At 66.3% G+C, this 14,449-nt stretch carries 16 protein-coding genes and 2 tRNA genes; 5 read left to right on the forward strand and 13 right to left on the reverse strand.

What is annotated here, in order from left to right; all coding sequences use genetic code 11:
* Positions 1-105 precede the first annotated feature (105 nt).
* The 3 genes from rpsA to aroA all read right to left on the reverse strand — a co-directional run bounded on the left by rpsA (position 106) and on the right by aroA (position 4,049).
* Positions 106-1,815 carry a 30S ribosomal protein S1 gene (gene rpsA / locus OVA11_RS02015; RefSeq protein ID WP_015923317.1) on the reverse strand — a complete coding sequence of 570 codons (1,710 nt, stop codon included), beginning with the start codon at positions 1,813-1,815 and terminating at the stop codon, positions 106-108.
* 146 nt (positions 1,816-1,961) lie between these two features.
* Positions 1,962-2,603 carry a (d)CMP kinase gene (gene cmk / locus OVA11_RS02020; RefSeq protein ID WP_268065805.1) on the reverse strand — a complete coding sequence of 214 codons (642 nt, stop codon included), beginning with the start codon at positions 2,601-2,603 and terminating at the stop codon, positions 1,962-1,964.
* 114 nt (positions 2,604-2,717) lie between these two features.
* A complete protein-coding gene (aroA, locus tag OVA11_RS02025; protein ID WP_268065806.1) occupies positions 2,718-4,049 on the reverse strand; it encodes a 3-phosphoshikimate 1-carboxyvinyltransferase in 1,332 nt (443 codons plus the stop codon).
* A gap of 118 nt (positions 4,050-4,167) precedes the next feature.
* On the opposite strand from aroA, the gene OVA11_RS02030 reads away from it, so the two are divergent.
* The 4 genes from OVA11_RS02030 (at position 4,168) to OVA11_RS02045 (ending at position 5,882) form a co-directional block, all read left to right on the forward strand.
* On the forward strand, positions 4,168-4,638 hold the full coding sequence (locus OVA11_RS02030) for a TIGR02300 family protein (RefSeq protein ID WP_024265982.1): 471 nt from the start codon (positions 4,168-4,170) through the stop codon (positions 4,636-4,638).
* A 215-nt stretch (positions 4,639-4,853) separates the two neighbouring features.
* Positions 4,854-4,929, forward strand: a tRNA-Ala gene (locus tag OVA11_RS02035).
* 169 nt (positions 4,930-5,098) lie between these two features.
* Complete coding sequence (locus tag OVA11_RS02040) at positions 5,099-5,527, forward strand: Hsp20 family protein (protein WP_268065807.1); 429 nt, start codon at positions 5,099-5,101, stop codon at positions 5,525-5,527.
* A gap of 85 nt (positions 5,528-5,612) precedes the next feature.
* Entirely contained in the window at positions 5,613-5,882 is a 270-nt protein-coding gene (locus tag OVA11_RS02045) for a DUF1150 family protein (RefSeq protein ID WP_268065808.1), read from the forward strand.
* 122 nt (positions 5,883-6,004) lie between these two features.
* Here the strand turns inward: OVA11_RS02045 and ptsN are convergent, their stop codons facing one another.
* From ptsN to OVA11_RS02090, 9 genes are all read right to left on the reverse strand, one after another.
* Positions 6,005-6,469, reverse strand: coding sequence for a PTS IIA-like nitrogen regulatory protein PtsN (ptsN, locus tag OVA11_RS02050; RefSeq protein ID WP_268065809.1), 465 nt, complete (start codon positions 6,467-6,469; stop codon positions 6,005-6,007).
* An 85-nt stretch (positions 6,470-6,554) separates the two neighbouring features.
* The gene (gene hpf, locus OVA11_RS02055) at positions 6,555-7,181 is read right to left on the reverse strand and encodes a ribosome hibernation-promoting factor, HPF/YfiA family (RefSeq protein WP_268065810.1); all 627 of its coding nucleotides are present in this window, start codon (positions 7,179-7,181) and stop codon (positions 6,555-6,557) included.
* A gap of 63 nt (positions 7,182-7,244) precedes the next feature.
* Positions 7,245-7,859, reverse strand: coding sequence for an exopolysaccharide biosynthesis protein (locus OVA11_RS02060; protein ID WP_268065811.1), 615 nt, complete (start codon positions 7,857-7,859; stop codon positions 7,245-7,247).
* A gap of 49 nt (positions 7,860-7,908) precedes the next feature.
* Positions 7,909-9,402 (reverse strand): RNA polymerase factor sigma-54, encoded by a 1,494-nt coding sequence (gene rpoN / locus OVA11_RS02065; RefSeq protein WP_268065812.1) that lies wholly within the window; start codon positions 9,400-9,402, stop codon positions 7,909-7,911.
* A 138-nt stretch (positions 9,403-9,540) separates the two neighbouring features.
* A complete protein-coding gene (gene lptB / locus OVA11_RS02070) occupies positions 9,541-10,299 on the reverse strand; it encodes an LPS export ABC transporter ATP-binding protein (RefSeq protein WP_062096701.1) in 759 nt (252 codons plus the stop codon).
* 8 nt (positions 10,300-10,307) lie between these two features.
* A complete protein-coding gene (locus OVA11_RS02075) occupies positions 10,308-10,868 on the reverse strand; it encodes an LptA/OstA family protein (RefSeq protein WP_268068873.1) in 561 nt (186 codons plus the stop codon).
* Positions 10,869-10,926: 58 nt separating this feature from the next.
* Complete coding sequence (lptC, locus tag OVA11_RS02080) at positions 10,927-11,589, reverse strand: LPS export ABC transporter periplasmic protein LptC (protein WP_096034551.1); 663 nt, start codon at positions 11,587-11,589, stop codon at positions 10,927-10,929.
* The gene (locus OVA11_RS02085) at positions 11,556-12,173 is read right to left on the reverse strand and encodes a ribonuclease D (protein ID WP_010921430.1); all 618 of its coding nucleotides are present in this window, start codon (positions 12,171-12,173) and stop codon (positions 11,556-11,558) included. The genes lptC and OVA11_RS02085 overlap by 34 nt, the downstream gene beginning before the upstream one ends.
* Positions 12,174-12,328: 155 nt before the next feature.
* Positions 12,329-12,415 (reverse strand) — tRNA-Leu (locus OVA11_RS02090).
* A 169-nt stretch (positions 12,416-12,584) separates the two neighbouring features.
* Here OVA11_RS02090 and OVA11_RS02095 point away from each other — a divergent pair.
* Positions 12,585-13,544, forward strand: a complete 960-nt coding sequence (locus OVA11_RS02095) for a complex I NDUFA9 subunit family protein (protein WP_268068874.1) — start codon at positions 12,585-12,587, stop codon at positions 13,542-13,544.
* An 86-nt stretch (positions 13,545-13,630) separates the two neighbouring features.
* Here OVA11_RS02095 and OVA11_RS02100 read toward each other — a convergent pair whose 3' ends face one another.
* Positions 13,631-14,431: an undecaprenyl-diphosphate phosphatase gene (locus tag OVA11_RS02100; protein WP_268065813.1), complete on the reverse strand. Its 801-nt coding sequence runs from the start codon at positions 14,429-14,431 to the stop codon at positions 13,631-13,633.
* Positions 14,432-14,449: the final 18 nt, after the last annotated feature.

Below are 14,449 nucleotides of genomic sequence, written 5' to 3' on the forward strand. Positions count from 1 at the left end.
CGGTTCGGTTAATTCGGAACCGGATTGGCAGACTTTCGCGCAAAAGAAAACGGCGGCTGGATCGCTCCAGCCGCCGCCAACTTCAACGTCTATGGAAGACGAAGCTTAGTCCTTGCTGGCCCGCTCGCGCAGGGCCGCGCCCAGGATGTCGCCCAGCGAAGCGCCGGAGTCCGACGAGCCGAACTGCTCGATGGCTTCCTTCTCTTCGGCCATTTCCAGCGACTTGATCGACAGCGAGACGCGGCGCGCGGCCTTGTCCACGTTGGTGATCTGGGCGTCGACGCGGTCACCCACGGCGAAGCGCTCCGGACGCTGCTCCTGACGATCGCGCGACAGGTCCGACTTGCGGATGAAGGCGGTCATCGGGGCGTCGTCTTCGCCGAAGCGAACTTCGATGCCGCCCGAGGTGACTTCCGTGACGGTGACGGTCACGGTCTGGTTCTTGCGGTAGGTGTCGCCCGACATCGGGTCGCCGGCCAGCTGCTTGATGCCCAGCGAGATGCGTTCCTTCTCGACGTCGACGTCGAGAACCTTCGCCTTGACCATGTCGCCCTTCTTGTAGCGGGCCATGGCTTCTTCGCCCGGGACGCTCCAGTCGATGTCCGACAGGTGCACCATGCCGTCGATGTCGTTGTCGAGGCCGACGAACAGACCGAACTCGGTCGCGTTCTTGACTTCGCCTTCGACGGTCGAACCGACCGGATGAGCTTCCAGGAAGGCTTCCCACGGGTTGGCCAGGGCTTGCTTCAGGCCCAGCGAGACGCGGCGCTTGGACGGATCGACGTCCAGGACCACGACGTCGACTTCCTGCGAGGTCGAGACGATCTTGCCGGGGTGAACGTTCTTCTTGGTCCACGACATTTCCGACACGTGCACCAGGCCTTCAACGCCGGCTTCCAGCTCCACGAAGGCGCCGTAGTCGGTGATGTTGGTGATGCGGCCGGTGAACTTGGCGCCGACCGGGTACTTGGCTTCAACGCCGTCCCACGGATCCGACTGCAGTTGCTTCATGCCGAGCGAGATGCGCTGGGTGTCCGGGTTGATCTTGACGATCTGGACCTTCACGGTGTCGCCCACGGCGAGCACCTGGCTCGGGTGGTTGACGCGCTTCCAGCTCATGTCGGTGACGTGCAGCAGGCCGTCGATGCCGCCCAGGTCAACGAACGCACCGTAGTCGGTGATGTTCTTGACGACGCCTTCGCGGATTTCACCCTCTTGCAGCTGCGACACCAGTTCGGTGCGCTGCTCGGCGCGGGCTTCTTCCAGGATGGCGCGACGCGAGACGACGATGTTGCCGCGCGGACGGTCCATCTTCAGGATGGCGAAGGGCTGTTCCTTGCCCATCAGCGGACCGACGTCGCGGACCGGACGGATGTCGACTTGGCTGCCCGGCAGGAAGGCCGAGGCGCCGCCCAGGTCGACGGTGAAGCCGCCCTTCACGCGGCCGACGATCGCGCCCATGACGGGTTCGTTGCGGGCGTAGACGCCTTCCAGACGGGTCCAGGCTTCTTCGCGCTTGGCCTTTTCGCGGCTGATGACCGCTTCGCCCATGGCGTTTTCGAGGCGTTCCAGGAAGACTTCGACGGTGTCGCCGGCCTTCACGGTGGCCTTGCCGTTTTCGTCGACGCCGAATTCCTTCAGCTGGACGCGGCCTTCGGTCTTCAGACCGACGTCGATGATGGCGAAGTCCTTTTCGATCCCGACGACCTTGCCCTTGACGACGGTGCCTTCGGCGAAGTCACGGCCGCCCATCGAGTCGTTGAGGAGCGCTTCGAAATCGTCGCGCGTCGGGTTGAAGCTCATATCGTCAGCCATGCTGATCTTTGGTCTCTAGGTTGGGGGAAGCCCTGGAATGAGCCCCGTCGGAAAAACGGTTCTCGGGATTCCGGATGAAGTGGGTTTGAAAGCGGGCCCGCGATGTTCTTGATCGCGGCGAGGCCGGCGGTGGATTTGCCCTCCGGCTAGAGCCGGTGACGGGCGCGCGCGTCCTCGACGATACGGCGGGCCGCATCGAAGGCCTGCTCTATAGTCATTTCCGAGGTGTCGAGCAAGACGGCGTCAGGCGCCTGCGTCATCGGCGCGTCCTTGCGCCCGCCGTCACGGGCGTCGCGCTTGTGGATGTCGGCCAGGATGTCCTCGAAGGCTACGTCCTCGCCCTGCCCCACCAGCTGTTTCCAGCGACGCTCGGCGCGCACCTCGGGGCGGGCGGTGACATAGAGCTTGGCCGGGGCGTGCGGCGCGATCACCGTGCCGATGTCGCGGCCGTCGATCACCGAGCCCGGCTCGCGGGCGGCGAACGACTGCTGCAGATCCAGCAGGGCAGCACGAACCCCCGGGTGCACCGCGCAACGGCTGGCGGCTTCGCCGGCCGCGCGGGTGCGCACCTCGGCCCGATCCAGCGCCGACAGGTCGAGCGCCCGCGCCACAGCCTCGGCCGCGATCGGATCGTCGAGGTCGCCCGCGCCGTCCAGGATGGCGACGCCGACCGCGCGATAGAGCAGGCCGGTGTCCAGCAGCGGATAGTCGTAGAGCGCCGCCAGACGCCCGGCGATCGTGCCCTTGCCCGAGGCGGCCGGACCGTCGACGGCGATGATGAAGCCCATGGTGTGCTCCGTGCGTCGTCCTCGCCCTTCGACAGGCTCAGGGTGAGGACGATAGGACAGGCCTTCCAGTAGAAACCTCACCCTGAGCCTGTCGAAGGGCGAGGCTTCGTTCGCTCAGGCCTCCGAGAGCGTCGCGCCGAGGCCCCGCATGAGGTCGGCGAAGCCGGGGAAGCTGGTGGCGATCATGCCCGGCTCGTCCACCGCCACAGGCTCCTGAGCGGCCATGCCCAGGATCAGGTGGCTCATGGCGATGCGGTGATCGCCGTGAGTGATGACGGTGGCGCCGCCCTTCAGCGGCTGGCCGGTCCCGGTGACGATGAAGCCTTCCGGCTCCTCGACCACCTGGACGCCGCAGGCCTTCAGGCCGTTGGCGGTCAGGCTGATCCGGTCGCTTTCCTTGACGCGCATCTCGCCCACGCCGCGCATCACCGTATCGCCGGAGGCGAAAGCCGCGGCGATGGCCAGGATCGGATACTCGTCGATCATCGACGGCGCGCGCTCGGGCGGCACGACCACGCCCTTGAGCGGGGAATAGCGCGCGGTGATGTCGCCGACCTCCTCGCCGCTGGCGACGCGCACGTTCGCGATCACGAGATCCGCGCCCATCTCCTGCAGGGTGGTGAAGAGGCCCGTGCGCAGTTCGTTGAGCATTACGCCCTCGACCGTCACCTCCGAGCCCGGAACGATCAGGGCGGCCACCAGCGGGAAGGCCGCCGACGACGGATCGCCCGGAACGGCGACGTGCGTGCCCGTCAGCTTCTGGCCCGCAGGCAGGCGCACATGGCGGAAGGTCTTGTCGCCGGCCTTGCGGTCCTCGACGATCACCTCGGCCCCGAAGGCGCGCAGCATCCGCTCGGTGTGGTCGCGGGTGGCCTCGGGCTCGACGACCTCGACACCGCCCTCGGCGTGCAGGCCCGCCAGCAGCACGGCCGACTTCACCTGGGCCGAGGCCATCGGCAGGGTGTAGTTCAGGCCCCGCAGGTTTCCGCCCTTCAGGGTCAGGGGCAGGCGCCCCTTGTCGCGACCCAGCCAGGTCGCGCCCATGCGAGCCAGCGGATCCAGCACGCGGCCCATCGGGCGCCCGCGCAGCGACTGGTCGCCCGTGAAGGTGGCGCACATCGCAAAGCCCGCCGCCGCGCCCATGATCAGGCGCACGCCGGTGCCGGCGTTGCCGCAGTCGATGACGTCGGCGGGCTCCTCGAAGCCGCCCTTGCCCTCGATCCGCCAGCGCCCGACGCCCTCGCGTTCGATCCGCGCGCCAAAGGCCTGCATGGCGCGGGCGGTGGCGAGGACGTCGTCCCCTTCCAGGAGACCCTCGACCGTCGTCGTCCCGGTCGCCAGCGCGCCCAGGATCATCGAACGGTGAGAAATGGACTTGTCTCCCGGAGCGCGCACGATCCCTCGCAGAGCGCCTCCGGGAGCGCTCTTCAATCCAGCCAGCGACATGCCGAAACCGGCTCCTTAGTACTTGGTGGTTTTCGCGAAGGGGTTTGCTTTTGACAGCGGGCTCGCGCCATGGCAAGTGACCCGCCGCTTTTCCCATCCGGATCAAAGGGTCGCCAACTTGGCCAATCCCGACCTGGGCGCAAAACAAATCTGCCCCAACTGCCAATCGAAGTTCTACGACCTCAACCGTCGTCCCGCCGTCTGCCCCAAGTGCGGCGAGCAGTTCGACCCGGAAGAGGCCCTGAAGTCGCGCCGCGTCCGCGCCCGCGCCGTCACGCCGGACTATGACGCCGACGACGAAAAGGAAGCGGTCGCTCCGAAGGAGGTCGACGGCTACGAGGACGAAGTCGACGACACCCCGGAAATCGACGAGGCCGCCGAGGCCGACGTCGTCGAGACCGATGACGAAGACGTCGATCCGGGCGCGCCGACTCCGGCCGGCGGTGACGATCTGGGCGTCGACTTCGCCGAGGACGAAGACCTCGCCGACGAAGACGGCGACGACGTTCCGTTCCTCGAGGACGAGGACGACGACGACATTCTCGACGAGGAGATCGAAGGTCTCCCCGGCGAGGGCGTCGACGACTGACCCCGCGGACAGCCGGTTGCGACGTGATCGCCGCCGGCTGTCCACAGGCGTTTTTGGGGGCGAAACATTTTTCTCGAAAAAAGTTCGAGAAGAGGCTTGATCCCAAAAAAATCCCGGACTAGTTTCCGCGCCTCTTCGGGGGGCGACGCAAGTTCGAAACGCCGAAGAGACCAACGATTTCCGAGAGTTACCGCAAGGTTTTCTTAGAAAGAATTGGGGCTATAGCTCAGCTGGTAGAGCGCTTGAATGGCATTCAAGAGGTCAGCGGTTCGACTCCGCTTAGCTCCACCATCAAGGCCCGGACGGAAACGTCCGGGCCTTGTCCATTTTGGGCTCCTGTTTCCCGTCTCCTCTTGAACCGACCGCTATCGCGCGCCATGTCTGGCGTCGTGTCGTGGTGATCGACGCCGATCCTCGGGCCGGTCTCCACGAACGAAGTCGCTTCAGCGAGGACTTCGCGATGACCCGGACGATCCTGTTCGACAGCCCCTTTCTGTTGGGGTTCGAACACACCCGAGACCTGATCGAGCGCGCCGCCAAGGCCGCGTCGGAAAGCTATCCCCCCTACAATGTCGAGCAGGCCGAGCACGGCGGCGTCCGCATCACCCTGGCCGTCGCGGGCTTCTCGCCCGAGCAGCTGCAGGTGACTGTCGAAGGCGGGCAACTGGTCGTGGCCGGCAAGCGCGACAGCGCGGACGGTCGCTCCGACGCCGAGCGGGCTTTCCTGCACCGCGGGATCGCGGCGCGCGGCTTTGTGCGCACCTTCGTCCTCGCCGAGGGCATGGAGGTCACGGCCGCGACGCTTGAGCATGGCCTGCTGCACATCGACCTGGCCCGTCCGGCGCCCGAACGCCTGGTCAGGAAAATCCCGATCCGCAGCGCGGGCTGAAACGCCGCGCAGAGTCCGCCTCGGGTCGCCGCGGTCTGAACCGCAGCGAAACGCGGCGCGTTACCTAATCGAAAGAGGTGGTCCTATGACGCCCAACACGCAACACAGCCGGCCCCTGACCAGCGAAGCCTTCGCGGCCCTTGGCGCGCCCGCGCTCGTCTATGTCCGACCGATCAAGGCCGCCGAGATCCTGGCCGACGCTCCGGAAGGCGTCGAGGACCTCGACCTGTCGCCGGACCAGACGCTGTATGCGGTCTGCCGCGCCGATGGCGAGCGCCTCGCGGTCCTGATCGACCGCGACACCGCGATCGCCGCCGCCCTCGCCCATGAGCTGGCGCCGGTGTCTGTCCACTAGAGCATTTTTCGAGCGAAGTGGTTCCGGTTCGCGTGAAGAAAAATGCGCCAAAACAAAAGATTAGAGCTCACGGCCTGACGCAGTCAGGCCGTGAAATGCTCTAGAAGAAGATCAGAAGGGCGTCAGGCGGCCGTGCTGGCCGGTTCGTCGGTCAACAGGACGTGGATCGCGTCCGCTGATCGGGCCTGCCGCACCGAGGTGCGAACTTCGGGCTGGCGCATCATGCGCGCCACCCGCGCGAGCGCCCGCAGATGCTGCGCATTGGCCTCACGGGGCGCGAACAGCGCCACCAGAAGGTCAACGGGCTTGTCGTCGAGCGCATCGAAGGCGACCGGCGCGTCCAGCCGCACGACAACCGCGCGAACCCGGTCCAGACCGTCCAGCCGTGCATGGGGGATGGCGACACCTTCGCCGACGCCGGTGGAACCGGCGGCTTCCCGCTCGATAAGACCGTCCAGCGCCGCTTCCGGGTCAACGCCCAGGACGCGGCCAGCGACATCCGCAACCATGGAAAGCGCCTGGCGCTTGCCGGGCGCGCTGGCGCGCAGCGCCACCGCTCCGGGCTCGAGAAGGTCGCCAATGGTCATGGACTCACAACGCTCGCTAGTTTCCGACCGCCTTGGCGCCGCCGACGATAATCCACCGACGGCGCCAGACCATGACACGGTCTGGTTAGCTCGCGGTTGACCCGTGTCCGTTCGACTTCGTGCGTTCGGGGTCGATCCAGCCGATATTCCCGTCTGGACGCCGATACACCACAGAGATGCCCCCGTGGGCGGCGTTCCTAAACACGATTGCCGGGTATGCGGTCAAGTCCAGTTCCATAACAGCCATGGAAACGGTCATTGTCTTCATCGCGGCCTGGGTTTCCGCAATGACCATGGCCGCGGGCGCGCCCGTCGGGTGGTCGTCTTCAATATCCCAGTCTTCGTCCACATCGTCGCTTTCCGGCGCACGGAGGACGAACATGGCGGCGTTCTCGACCTGCTTGGCCGTGGCCGCCGCAGAGTGGCTCTTAAGTCGCCTTTTGTAGCGCCTGATGCGCGTATCGATCTTGGCCAGGGCGGCGTCGAAGGCGGCGTGGGCGTCACCTCCGGACCCGTGGCTGATGAGTTGCTGACCCGATGCCAGCTTTACCGAGCAATCGACACGGAAGGCGTAGCCTTCCTTGCTGACCACGACCTCGGCGACGCCGCCGCGATCGAAGTACTTACCAATGCTCAGGGCGATTTCGTCGGAGACTCGCGCTCGCAGAGCCTCACCAACGTCGACATGCTTGCCGGAGACTTGGACTTGCATAGCGATATGACGCGCCTGTCGCAGGCGGGTGTCAAGCGGCGCTTTCGCGGCTTTTCGGCGCCCTCAGAACAGCCCTGAGAAGACCCCGAGAAGCTTGCGCGCGCCCATCACCACGACATGGGCGCTGACGAACAGAAGCGCCCCGCTGCCCACGGCCATCAGATAACCCAGCAGGGCCAGGATTCCGTCACGCTGGAGCAGCGCCAGGGCCAGAACGGCGACCGTTGCGCCAGGAGCCAGATTGCCCAGCGGAATCGGCAAAACCAGCACCAGCGCCAGCAGGGTGCAGACCACTCCGACCATCCTTTCGCCCAGGGGTGCGAACAATGGCCGCAGCCGCGGGCGGGTGATCAGTTCCATGCTGCGCACGATCGGTCCCAGCCGCCGGAACAGCCCACGCAGATCGTCCCGCTTGAGCGGCTTTTCGTTCAAGCCGCGCGGCAACCAGGGGGTGTCCGCGCCCATGGCGATCTGAGGGGCCAGAAGCAGGATCGGCAATGACAGGATGGTCGACGACCCGGGCGGCAGGGGCAGGGTGTTCAGCAGACCAAACACCAGCAGCATCGCGCCGAACGCGCGGCTGTCGAACGCCGCCAGCATTTGCCCGACGGTCAGGGTGGGGCTGGCGTCCTCGCCAAAGCCCTCGATCACGTCGGCCAGACTCTTCTCGCTCATCAAATCCTCTCGGCCCGCTCAGGAACGCGCGGGGGGCGAAAAGGAAGCGGCTTCAGACCGCTTCCTTCATCAGCCGGCGACGCTCCACCGACGAGGGGATCCGCATGGCCTCTCGATACTTGGCCACGGTCCGACGGGCGATGTCGACCCCGGCCGCCTTGAGAATCTCTACGATGCGATCGTCGGAATGGACGTCGGCCTCGCATTTCTCGGCGTCGACCAGCCCCTTGATCTTGTGACGGACGCTGGCGGCCGAGTGAGCCTCGCCGCCTTCGGACGACTGGATGGCCGAGGTGAAGAAGAACTTCAGCTCGAACACGCCGCGGGGGGTGGCGATGTACTTGTTCGAGGTCACGCGGCTGACCGTGCTCTCGTGCATGCCGATGGCGTCGGCGACCGTCTTCAGGTTCAGCGGTCGCAGGTGCTCGACGCCGAAGGCCAGGAAGCCGTCCTGCTGGCGCACGATCTCGCTGGCGACCTTCAGGATGGTCTTGGCCCGCTGGTCCAGGCTCTTAACCAGCCAGTTGGCCGAGGCCATGCAGTCGGCGACGAAGGTCTTCTCCTGGTCGCTGCGCGCGCCCTTGGAGACGCGGGCGTGGTAGCGCTGGTCGACCAGCACGCGCGGCAGGGTGTCGGTGTTCAGCTCCACGTGCCACATGCCGCCGAGGCCTTCGCGGACCATGACGTCGGGCACCAGGGTCTCTGCCGGCTCGCTGTGATAGGCCGCGCCCGGACGCGGATTCAGCGACCGGATCTCGCCGATCATCTCGCGCAGGTCTTCGTCGTCGACGCCGCAGATCCGGCGCAGGCTCGCCATATCGCGCTTGGCCAGGAGCTCGAGGTGATCGAGCATGGCGGCCATGGCCGGGTCGTAGCGGTTCAGGTCCTTGAGCTGCAGCGCCAGGCACTCGCGCACGTCGCGGGCGAAGACGCCCACGGGCTCGAAGCCCTGCAGCACTGACAGGGTCTCTTCGACAACCGCGAGGGCGCAGCCCAGACGATCGGCAAGCTCAACGATGTCGAGGCGCAGGTAGCCGCCTTCATCGACCGCGTCGATCAGGATCTCGGCGATGGCGTTGCGGGCCGGTGAGAGCGCCGCTTGCACCAACTGGGTTCGCAGGTGCGCGGCCAGGGTCGGGCTGTCGGTCAGCGCGCGCTCGTAGCCTTCGTCGCTCTCGAACGAGCCGCCGCCGCCCGCGCGCGACCAGTCGATCTGCCCGCCGGCGTGCTCGGCGTCCGCCCCGTCGCCGGTGGCGCGCTCGCCGGGGGAGACGTCGTCGCCGGGCGTGTCCAGCTCGCGCCCGGCCGTCGTATCGGCCACGGCGTCGACCTGGGTGAGGCTGGCGTCCCGCTCGGCCTCGACCTCAACGGCCGGCTCGTGATCGCCCTCCTCGCGTTGCAGGAGTGGGTTACGCTCCAGCTCGGCCTCGACAAAGGCGTCGAGCTCGATGTTCGACAGCTGCAGCAGCTTGATGGCCTGCTGCAGTTGCGGGGTGATGACGAGGCCCTGGCCTTGCCGGAGCTCTAGTCGGTGGCTGAGCGCCAATGCGCCCTCCTGACGTACGAAAAACTTTCGAACGCCATTGAAGAGCGGTTCTGGTTAACGGGTCGCGAACGCCTGCAATATTCGGGCCGGTGCGACCGTGTGTCCCGAAAAAAGGCTTAGACCTTTCGGAACAAGGACTTAGTCGCCCAGACGCGGCTCGGTGAAGCTCTCGCCCAGATAAACGCGCTTCACTTCCGGGTTTTCGACGATCTCGCGGGGCGAACCCTCGAACAGCACCTCGCCCGCATGGATGATCGAGGCGCGATCGATGATGTCGAGCGTCTCGCGGACGTTGTGGTCGGTGATCAGGATACCGATGCCACGTCCCTTCAGATAGCCGATCACCTCGCGGATGTCGGCGATGGCCAGCGGGTCGATGCCGGCGAAGGGCTCGTCCAGCAGCATGAACGACGGCTCGCTGGCCAGGGCGCGGGCGATTTCCACCCGGCGGCGCTCGCCGCCCGACAGGGCCACGGCCGGCGACTTGCGGATATGGGTGATCCGCAGCTCTTCCAGGATGCTGGTCACCTGCTCGCGCGCCTTGCGCGGATCGCGTTCGCGCATCTCGACCACGGCCATGACGTTCTGCTCGACCGTCATGCCCCGGAAGATCGAGGCTTCCTGCGGCAGGTAGCCGACGCCCAGGCGGGCGCGCTGGAACATCGGCTGGGCGGTGATGTTCTCGCCGTCCAGATAGATCGCGCCGTAGTCGGCGGCGATCAGGCCGGTGACCATGTAGAAGCAGGTCGTCTTGCCGGCGCCGTTGGGGCCCAGCAGGCCCGCCACCTCGCCGCGCTTCAGGCGCAGGGACACGTTCTTGACGACGGGGCGGTCGCCAAACGACTTGCCCACGGAATCGACGAACAGGCCGTCCATGTCGTTGGAGGTCAGGGTCATTCGGGATCCTAGCGCGGCTCGGCCGTAGCCGGCGCGTCGGACGTCTGGGTGTCGTCCTGATAGAAGACCGCGCGGACGCGGCGCGTCGCGGTCCGCCCCGTGATCGTCGACTCAAGCTTGGCGTCGTTGGTCTTGGTGTTCACGGTCAGGCGATCGCCGCGCGCCACGTCGTTGCCCTTGACCAGGATGACATCCCCGGTGAGCACGGCGGTGTTGTTGCTGAAGGTGTAGACCGCACGATCGCCGCGCGCGTTCTGCTGCTCGTTGACGAGATACACCCCGCCCTCGGCCTCCATGCGCTGGGCGTTGCCGCAGGCGTTGGCGTTTTCCGCCGTCGGGCGCTTGGCGTTGTAGATCGTGACCTTCTCCGCGCGCAGGCGAGAGCGGTTCTGCAGGATCTCGACGTTACCCGTGAAGATGATGAGACACTTGCTGTTGATCGTTTCCTGATTGTCGGCGGAGACGTCCACCGGCGCGCTGGAATTACCTTGCTGGGCATAAGCCGCCCCGCCGGCGCCCGCGCCCGACAGGATCAACGCGGTCAAAGCCGCAGCCGCCGATCGCTTCATCAGAACCATGTCCTCATCCGTCGCGGCCCGCCTCCGAAGCGACCCGCGCCATTTCTCTTTACTGCTGTTCGAACCGCGCGCGAACCCCGCCTCGGAAGACGATGCGATCGCCCTTGTCATATACGGAGTAGGCGCTCGATTGCACCTGCCCGCTGGGACCTTCGCCATTCATTGTGCTCTCGCCGCTGACATCGCCGGTCCGCGTGTCGACGAACGACTCCTCGGACGCGAAGCGATAGCCCTCGCCATCGTCCAGACGAACATCGTCCTTCAGGTTCAGCCCGAAAGTGTCTTGCCGGTAGACGCCATGCTTGGCGGTCATGCGTGTGGGCGTGGGCGACCCCAGGTCCAGGGTCAGGGCCGGCTCTTCCAGGATGATGCGGCGCGGATCGGCGTCGTCGCGGATCGCGGAGCGAGCCGTGATCATGAAGCTGCGGCCTTCGGTCGACTGCCCATAGAACCGTGGCGTGATGAGGCGAATCTCGGTGCGGGCCTCGGCGGGCGCGCGGGACGCGGCCAGATAGGTGCGCCAGCCCACCTGTGCGATCACGGCCAACAACAGAACACCGATCGCGGCGGGCAGCACGAGGCGCGCGGCCCGAACGCGGCGCGAGCGACGGCGCCAGCGCGCAAGGTCGGCGCTCATCGATCGTCCGGTCATGACCGCGGCGGGCTGCATGAGGTCCTTTAGCTGTGGGCGAAGATGTCCATCTCCTCCCAACCGGCCAGATCCAGCGAGGCGCGATGGGGGAGATAGTCAAAAGCGTGTTGCGCCAGCGCCATGCGGCCCTCGCGCTCGAGCATGGCGTTCAGCTTCAGACGGAGGCCATGCAGGTGCAGCACGTCCGAGGCGGCGTAGGCGACCTGGTCGACGCTGAGCGACGGCGCACCCCAGTCCGAAGACTGCTGCACCTTCGACAGTTCAACGCCCAGCAACTCCCGCGTCACGTCCTTGAGGCCGTGGCGGTCGGTATAGGTGCGGGCCAGCTTGCTGGCGATCTTGGTGCAATAGACGGGTGCGGTCACCACCCCCAGATGGAGCTCGAACATGGCGATATCAAAGCGCCCGAAGTGAAAAAGCTTCAGGACCTTCGGATTCGTCAGCAGCGCCTTCAGATTCGGGCAGTCGTAGTCAGGCCGGCTGAGCCGCACCACATGGGCGTCGCCGTCGCCGGCCGAAAGCTGAACCACGCACAGCGGATCGCGGCGCAAGCGCAGGCCCATGGTCTCCGAATCAATCGCGATGATCTCCGCGTCCGCGAAGACGCCGTCGGGCAGATCGCCCTCGTGAACGAAATTGGCCAACTCTCAGACGTCTCCGGCGAAGTCTCGACGCGCGAACGCGCCGAACCACGCGCTCGATGTAAGCGCGCGACACTTATACTCACGATGAACGGATTAGCTATCCGGCGAACTACCGGCACCACCCCCGAGGCTTCATCAAGAAGCCAAACAAAGGGTGGTGCCCAGGAGAGGACTCGAACCTCCACGACCTTTCGGTCACTGGCACCTGAAGCCAGCGCGTCTACCAATTCCGCCACCTGGGCCCGCTGTCGCAACCGGTTAGGTCGCCGCGAGGCCGGGACGTTTAGGGAAAGCCTCAGGCCACGTCAACAGCGAAAAAACGACAAATCGTGATTTCGTTGCGAACCGGGCCGTGGTCGTCTAATTCCCCCGTTCATCGCGGTGTGGTCATCGCAGGCACGAGGGATGATGATGCAAGGTCTGGTCACGGTGTTCGGCGGCTCCGGTTTCGTGGGCGGTCAGGTCGTGCGGGCGCTCGCCAAGGCGGGCCATCGCGTGCGGGTGGCCGTGCGCCAGCCCAATCTCGCCTACAAGATGCGCATGCTGGGCGATGTCGGCCAGATCGAGGTCGTGCAGGCCAATGTCCGCAACCCGAGCTCGGTGGCCCGCGCGCTGGACGGCGCCGAGGGCTGCGTGAACCTGGTGGGCGTGCTGTTCGAGAGCGGCCGCCAGAAGTTCCTGTCGGTCCACACCATGGGTGCGCGCAATGTCGCCGAGGCCGCCTCCAAGGCCGGCGTCAAGCATCTGGTGCACGTCAGCGCCATCGGCGCCGACGTGAACAGCCCCGCCAAGTACGCCCGCTCCAAGGGCGAGGGCGAGGCCGCGGTGCGCGAAGCCTTCCCGGGCGCCACCATTGTCCGCCCCTCGATCGTGTTCGGTCCTGAGGACGACTTCTTCAACCGCTTCGCCCAGATGGCCGCCCTGGCCCCCGCCCTGCCGCTGGTCGGCGGCGACACGCGCTTCCAGCCGGTGTTTGTCGGCGATGTGGCCGCGGTGATCGCCAAGGCGGTCGCCAGCCCGGCTGCGGCGGGCGTGACCTACGAACTGGGCGGCCCGACGATCTACACGATGCGCGAGATCCTCGAGCTGATTCTCGTGGAAACCGGCCGCAACCGGCCGCTGATCCCCCTGCCCTGGCCGGTGGCGTCGCTGATCGGTTCGCTGGGCGACCTCGTCGCGGGCGTCATCCCGCCGCCGCTGACCAGCGATCAGGTCCAGATGCTCAAGAGCGACAATGTCGCCGAACAGGGCCTGCCAGGCCTCGCCGAAGCCGGCGTGACGCCGACGGCTGTTGAAGCCATCGTGCCGAGCTACCTCTATCGCTACCGCAAGGGCGGTCAGTACGCCGAGACCCCGGCCGGCGCGTTCTAGGGATCATCGTCCGGCCCGGCGCTAAAGACGAAAGGCCCTGACGCTCGTCGCGTCAGGGCCTTTCTCGTTCTATCCAGCCTGACGGCTCAGCGCGGGATGTAGAGCAGCGCCAGACCCACGACGCCGACCGCGATCCGCCAGTAGGCGAACGGCGCAAAGCCGTGGCGGGTGATGAAGTCCAGCACCGTCTTGACCACGAAGACGCCCGAGACCAGGGCGGCCAGGAAGCCGATCCCGATCAGGCCCAGGTCATTGGTGCTCAGCTTGTCGATGTTCTTGTACAGGTCATAGGCGAAGGCGCCGGCCATGGTCGGCATGGCCAGGAAGAAGCTGAACTCGGCCGCCGAGCGCTTGTCGCACTTGAGCAGCAAGGCGCCGGCGATGGTCGCGCCGGAGCGCGAGACGCCTGGGACGAGCGCCAGACACTGGAACAGGCCGATGATGAAGGCCGTCTTCAGCGGATACTCCGCGACGTCGGTATAGCGCGGCTCCAGCTTCATGCGGTCCAGCGCCAGCAGGATGAAGCCGCCGATGATCAGGGTCGAGCAGACCAGGGCCGGGGTCTCATACAGCACGGTCTTGATGAAATCGTGGGCCGCCACCCCGACCAGAACGGCGGGGCAGAAGGCCAGCAGGATCCCGATCACGAACCGGCGCGAGCCCGGATCGGTCGGCAGCGTCGTCAGCAAGCCCCACAGGCGGCCGAAATAGACCCCGGTGATCGCCAGGATCGCGCCCAGCTGGATCAGCACCTGGAAGGTGTTGCCGGGGCTATGGAAGCCCAGGAAGTGCCCGAGCAGAAGAAGGTGGCCGGTCGACGAGACCGGAATGAACTCGGTCAGACCTTCGATCAGGCCGAGAATGAGAGCAATGAGCCAATCCGGCATGAGGGTCCCCTGAAGCGT

This window comes from Caulobacter sp. SL161 (assembly GCF_026672375.1).
Taxonomy (GTDB): Bacteria; Pseudomonadota; Alphaproteobacteria; order Caulobacterales; family Caulobacteraceae; genus Caulobacter.

Bases quoted from the DNA above. Each gene is read 5' to 3' on its own strand.
- rpsA (WP_015923317.1), bottom strand. From the start codon at position 1,815: ATGGCTGACGATATGAGCTTCAACCCGACGCGCGACGATTTCGAAGCG.
- cmk (WP_268065805.1), bottom strand. From the start codon at position 2,603: ATGGGCTTCATCATCGCCGTCGACGGTCCGGCCGCCTCGGGCAAGGGC.
- aroA (WP_268065806.1), bottom strand. From the start codon at position 4,049: ATGTCGCTGGCTGGATTGAAGAGCGCTCCCGGAGGCGCTCTGCGAGGG.
- OVA11_RS02040 (WP_268065807.1), top strand. From the start codon at position 5,099: ATGACCCGGACGATCCTGTTCGACAGCCCCTTTCTGTTGGGGTTCGAA.
- OVA11_RS02045 (WP_268065808.1), top strand. From the start codon at position 5,613: ATGACGCCCAACACGCAACACAGCCGGCCCCTGACCAGCGAAGCCTTC.
- ptsN (WP_268065809.1), bottom strand. From the start codon at position 6,469: ATGACCATTGGCGACCTTCTCGAGCCCGGAGCGGTGGCGCTGCGCGCC.
- hpf (WP_268065810.1), bottom strand. From the start codon at position 7,181: ATGCAAGTCCAAGTCTCCGGCAAGCATGTCGACGTTGGTGAGGCTCTG.
- lptB (WP_062096701.1), bottom strand. From the start codon at position 10,299: ATGACCCTGACCTCCAACGACATGGACGGCCTGTTCGTCGATTCCGTG.
- OVA11_RS02075 (WP_268068873.1), bottom strand. From the start codon at position 10,868: ATGAAGCGATCGGCGGCTGCGGCTTTGACCGCGTTGATCCTGTCGGGC.
- OVA11_RS02095 (WP_268068874.1), top strand. From the start codon at position 12,585: ATGCAAGGTCTGGTCACGGTGTTCGGCGGCTCCGGTTTCGTGGGCGGT.
- OVA11_RS02100 (WP_268065813.1), bottom strand. From the start codon at position 14,431: ATGCCGGATTGGCTCATTGCTCTCATTCTCGGCCTGATCGAAGGTCTG.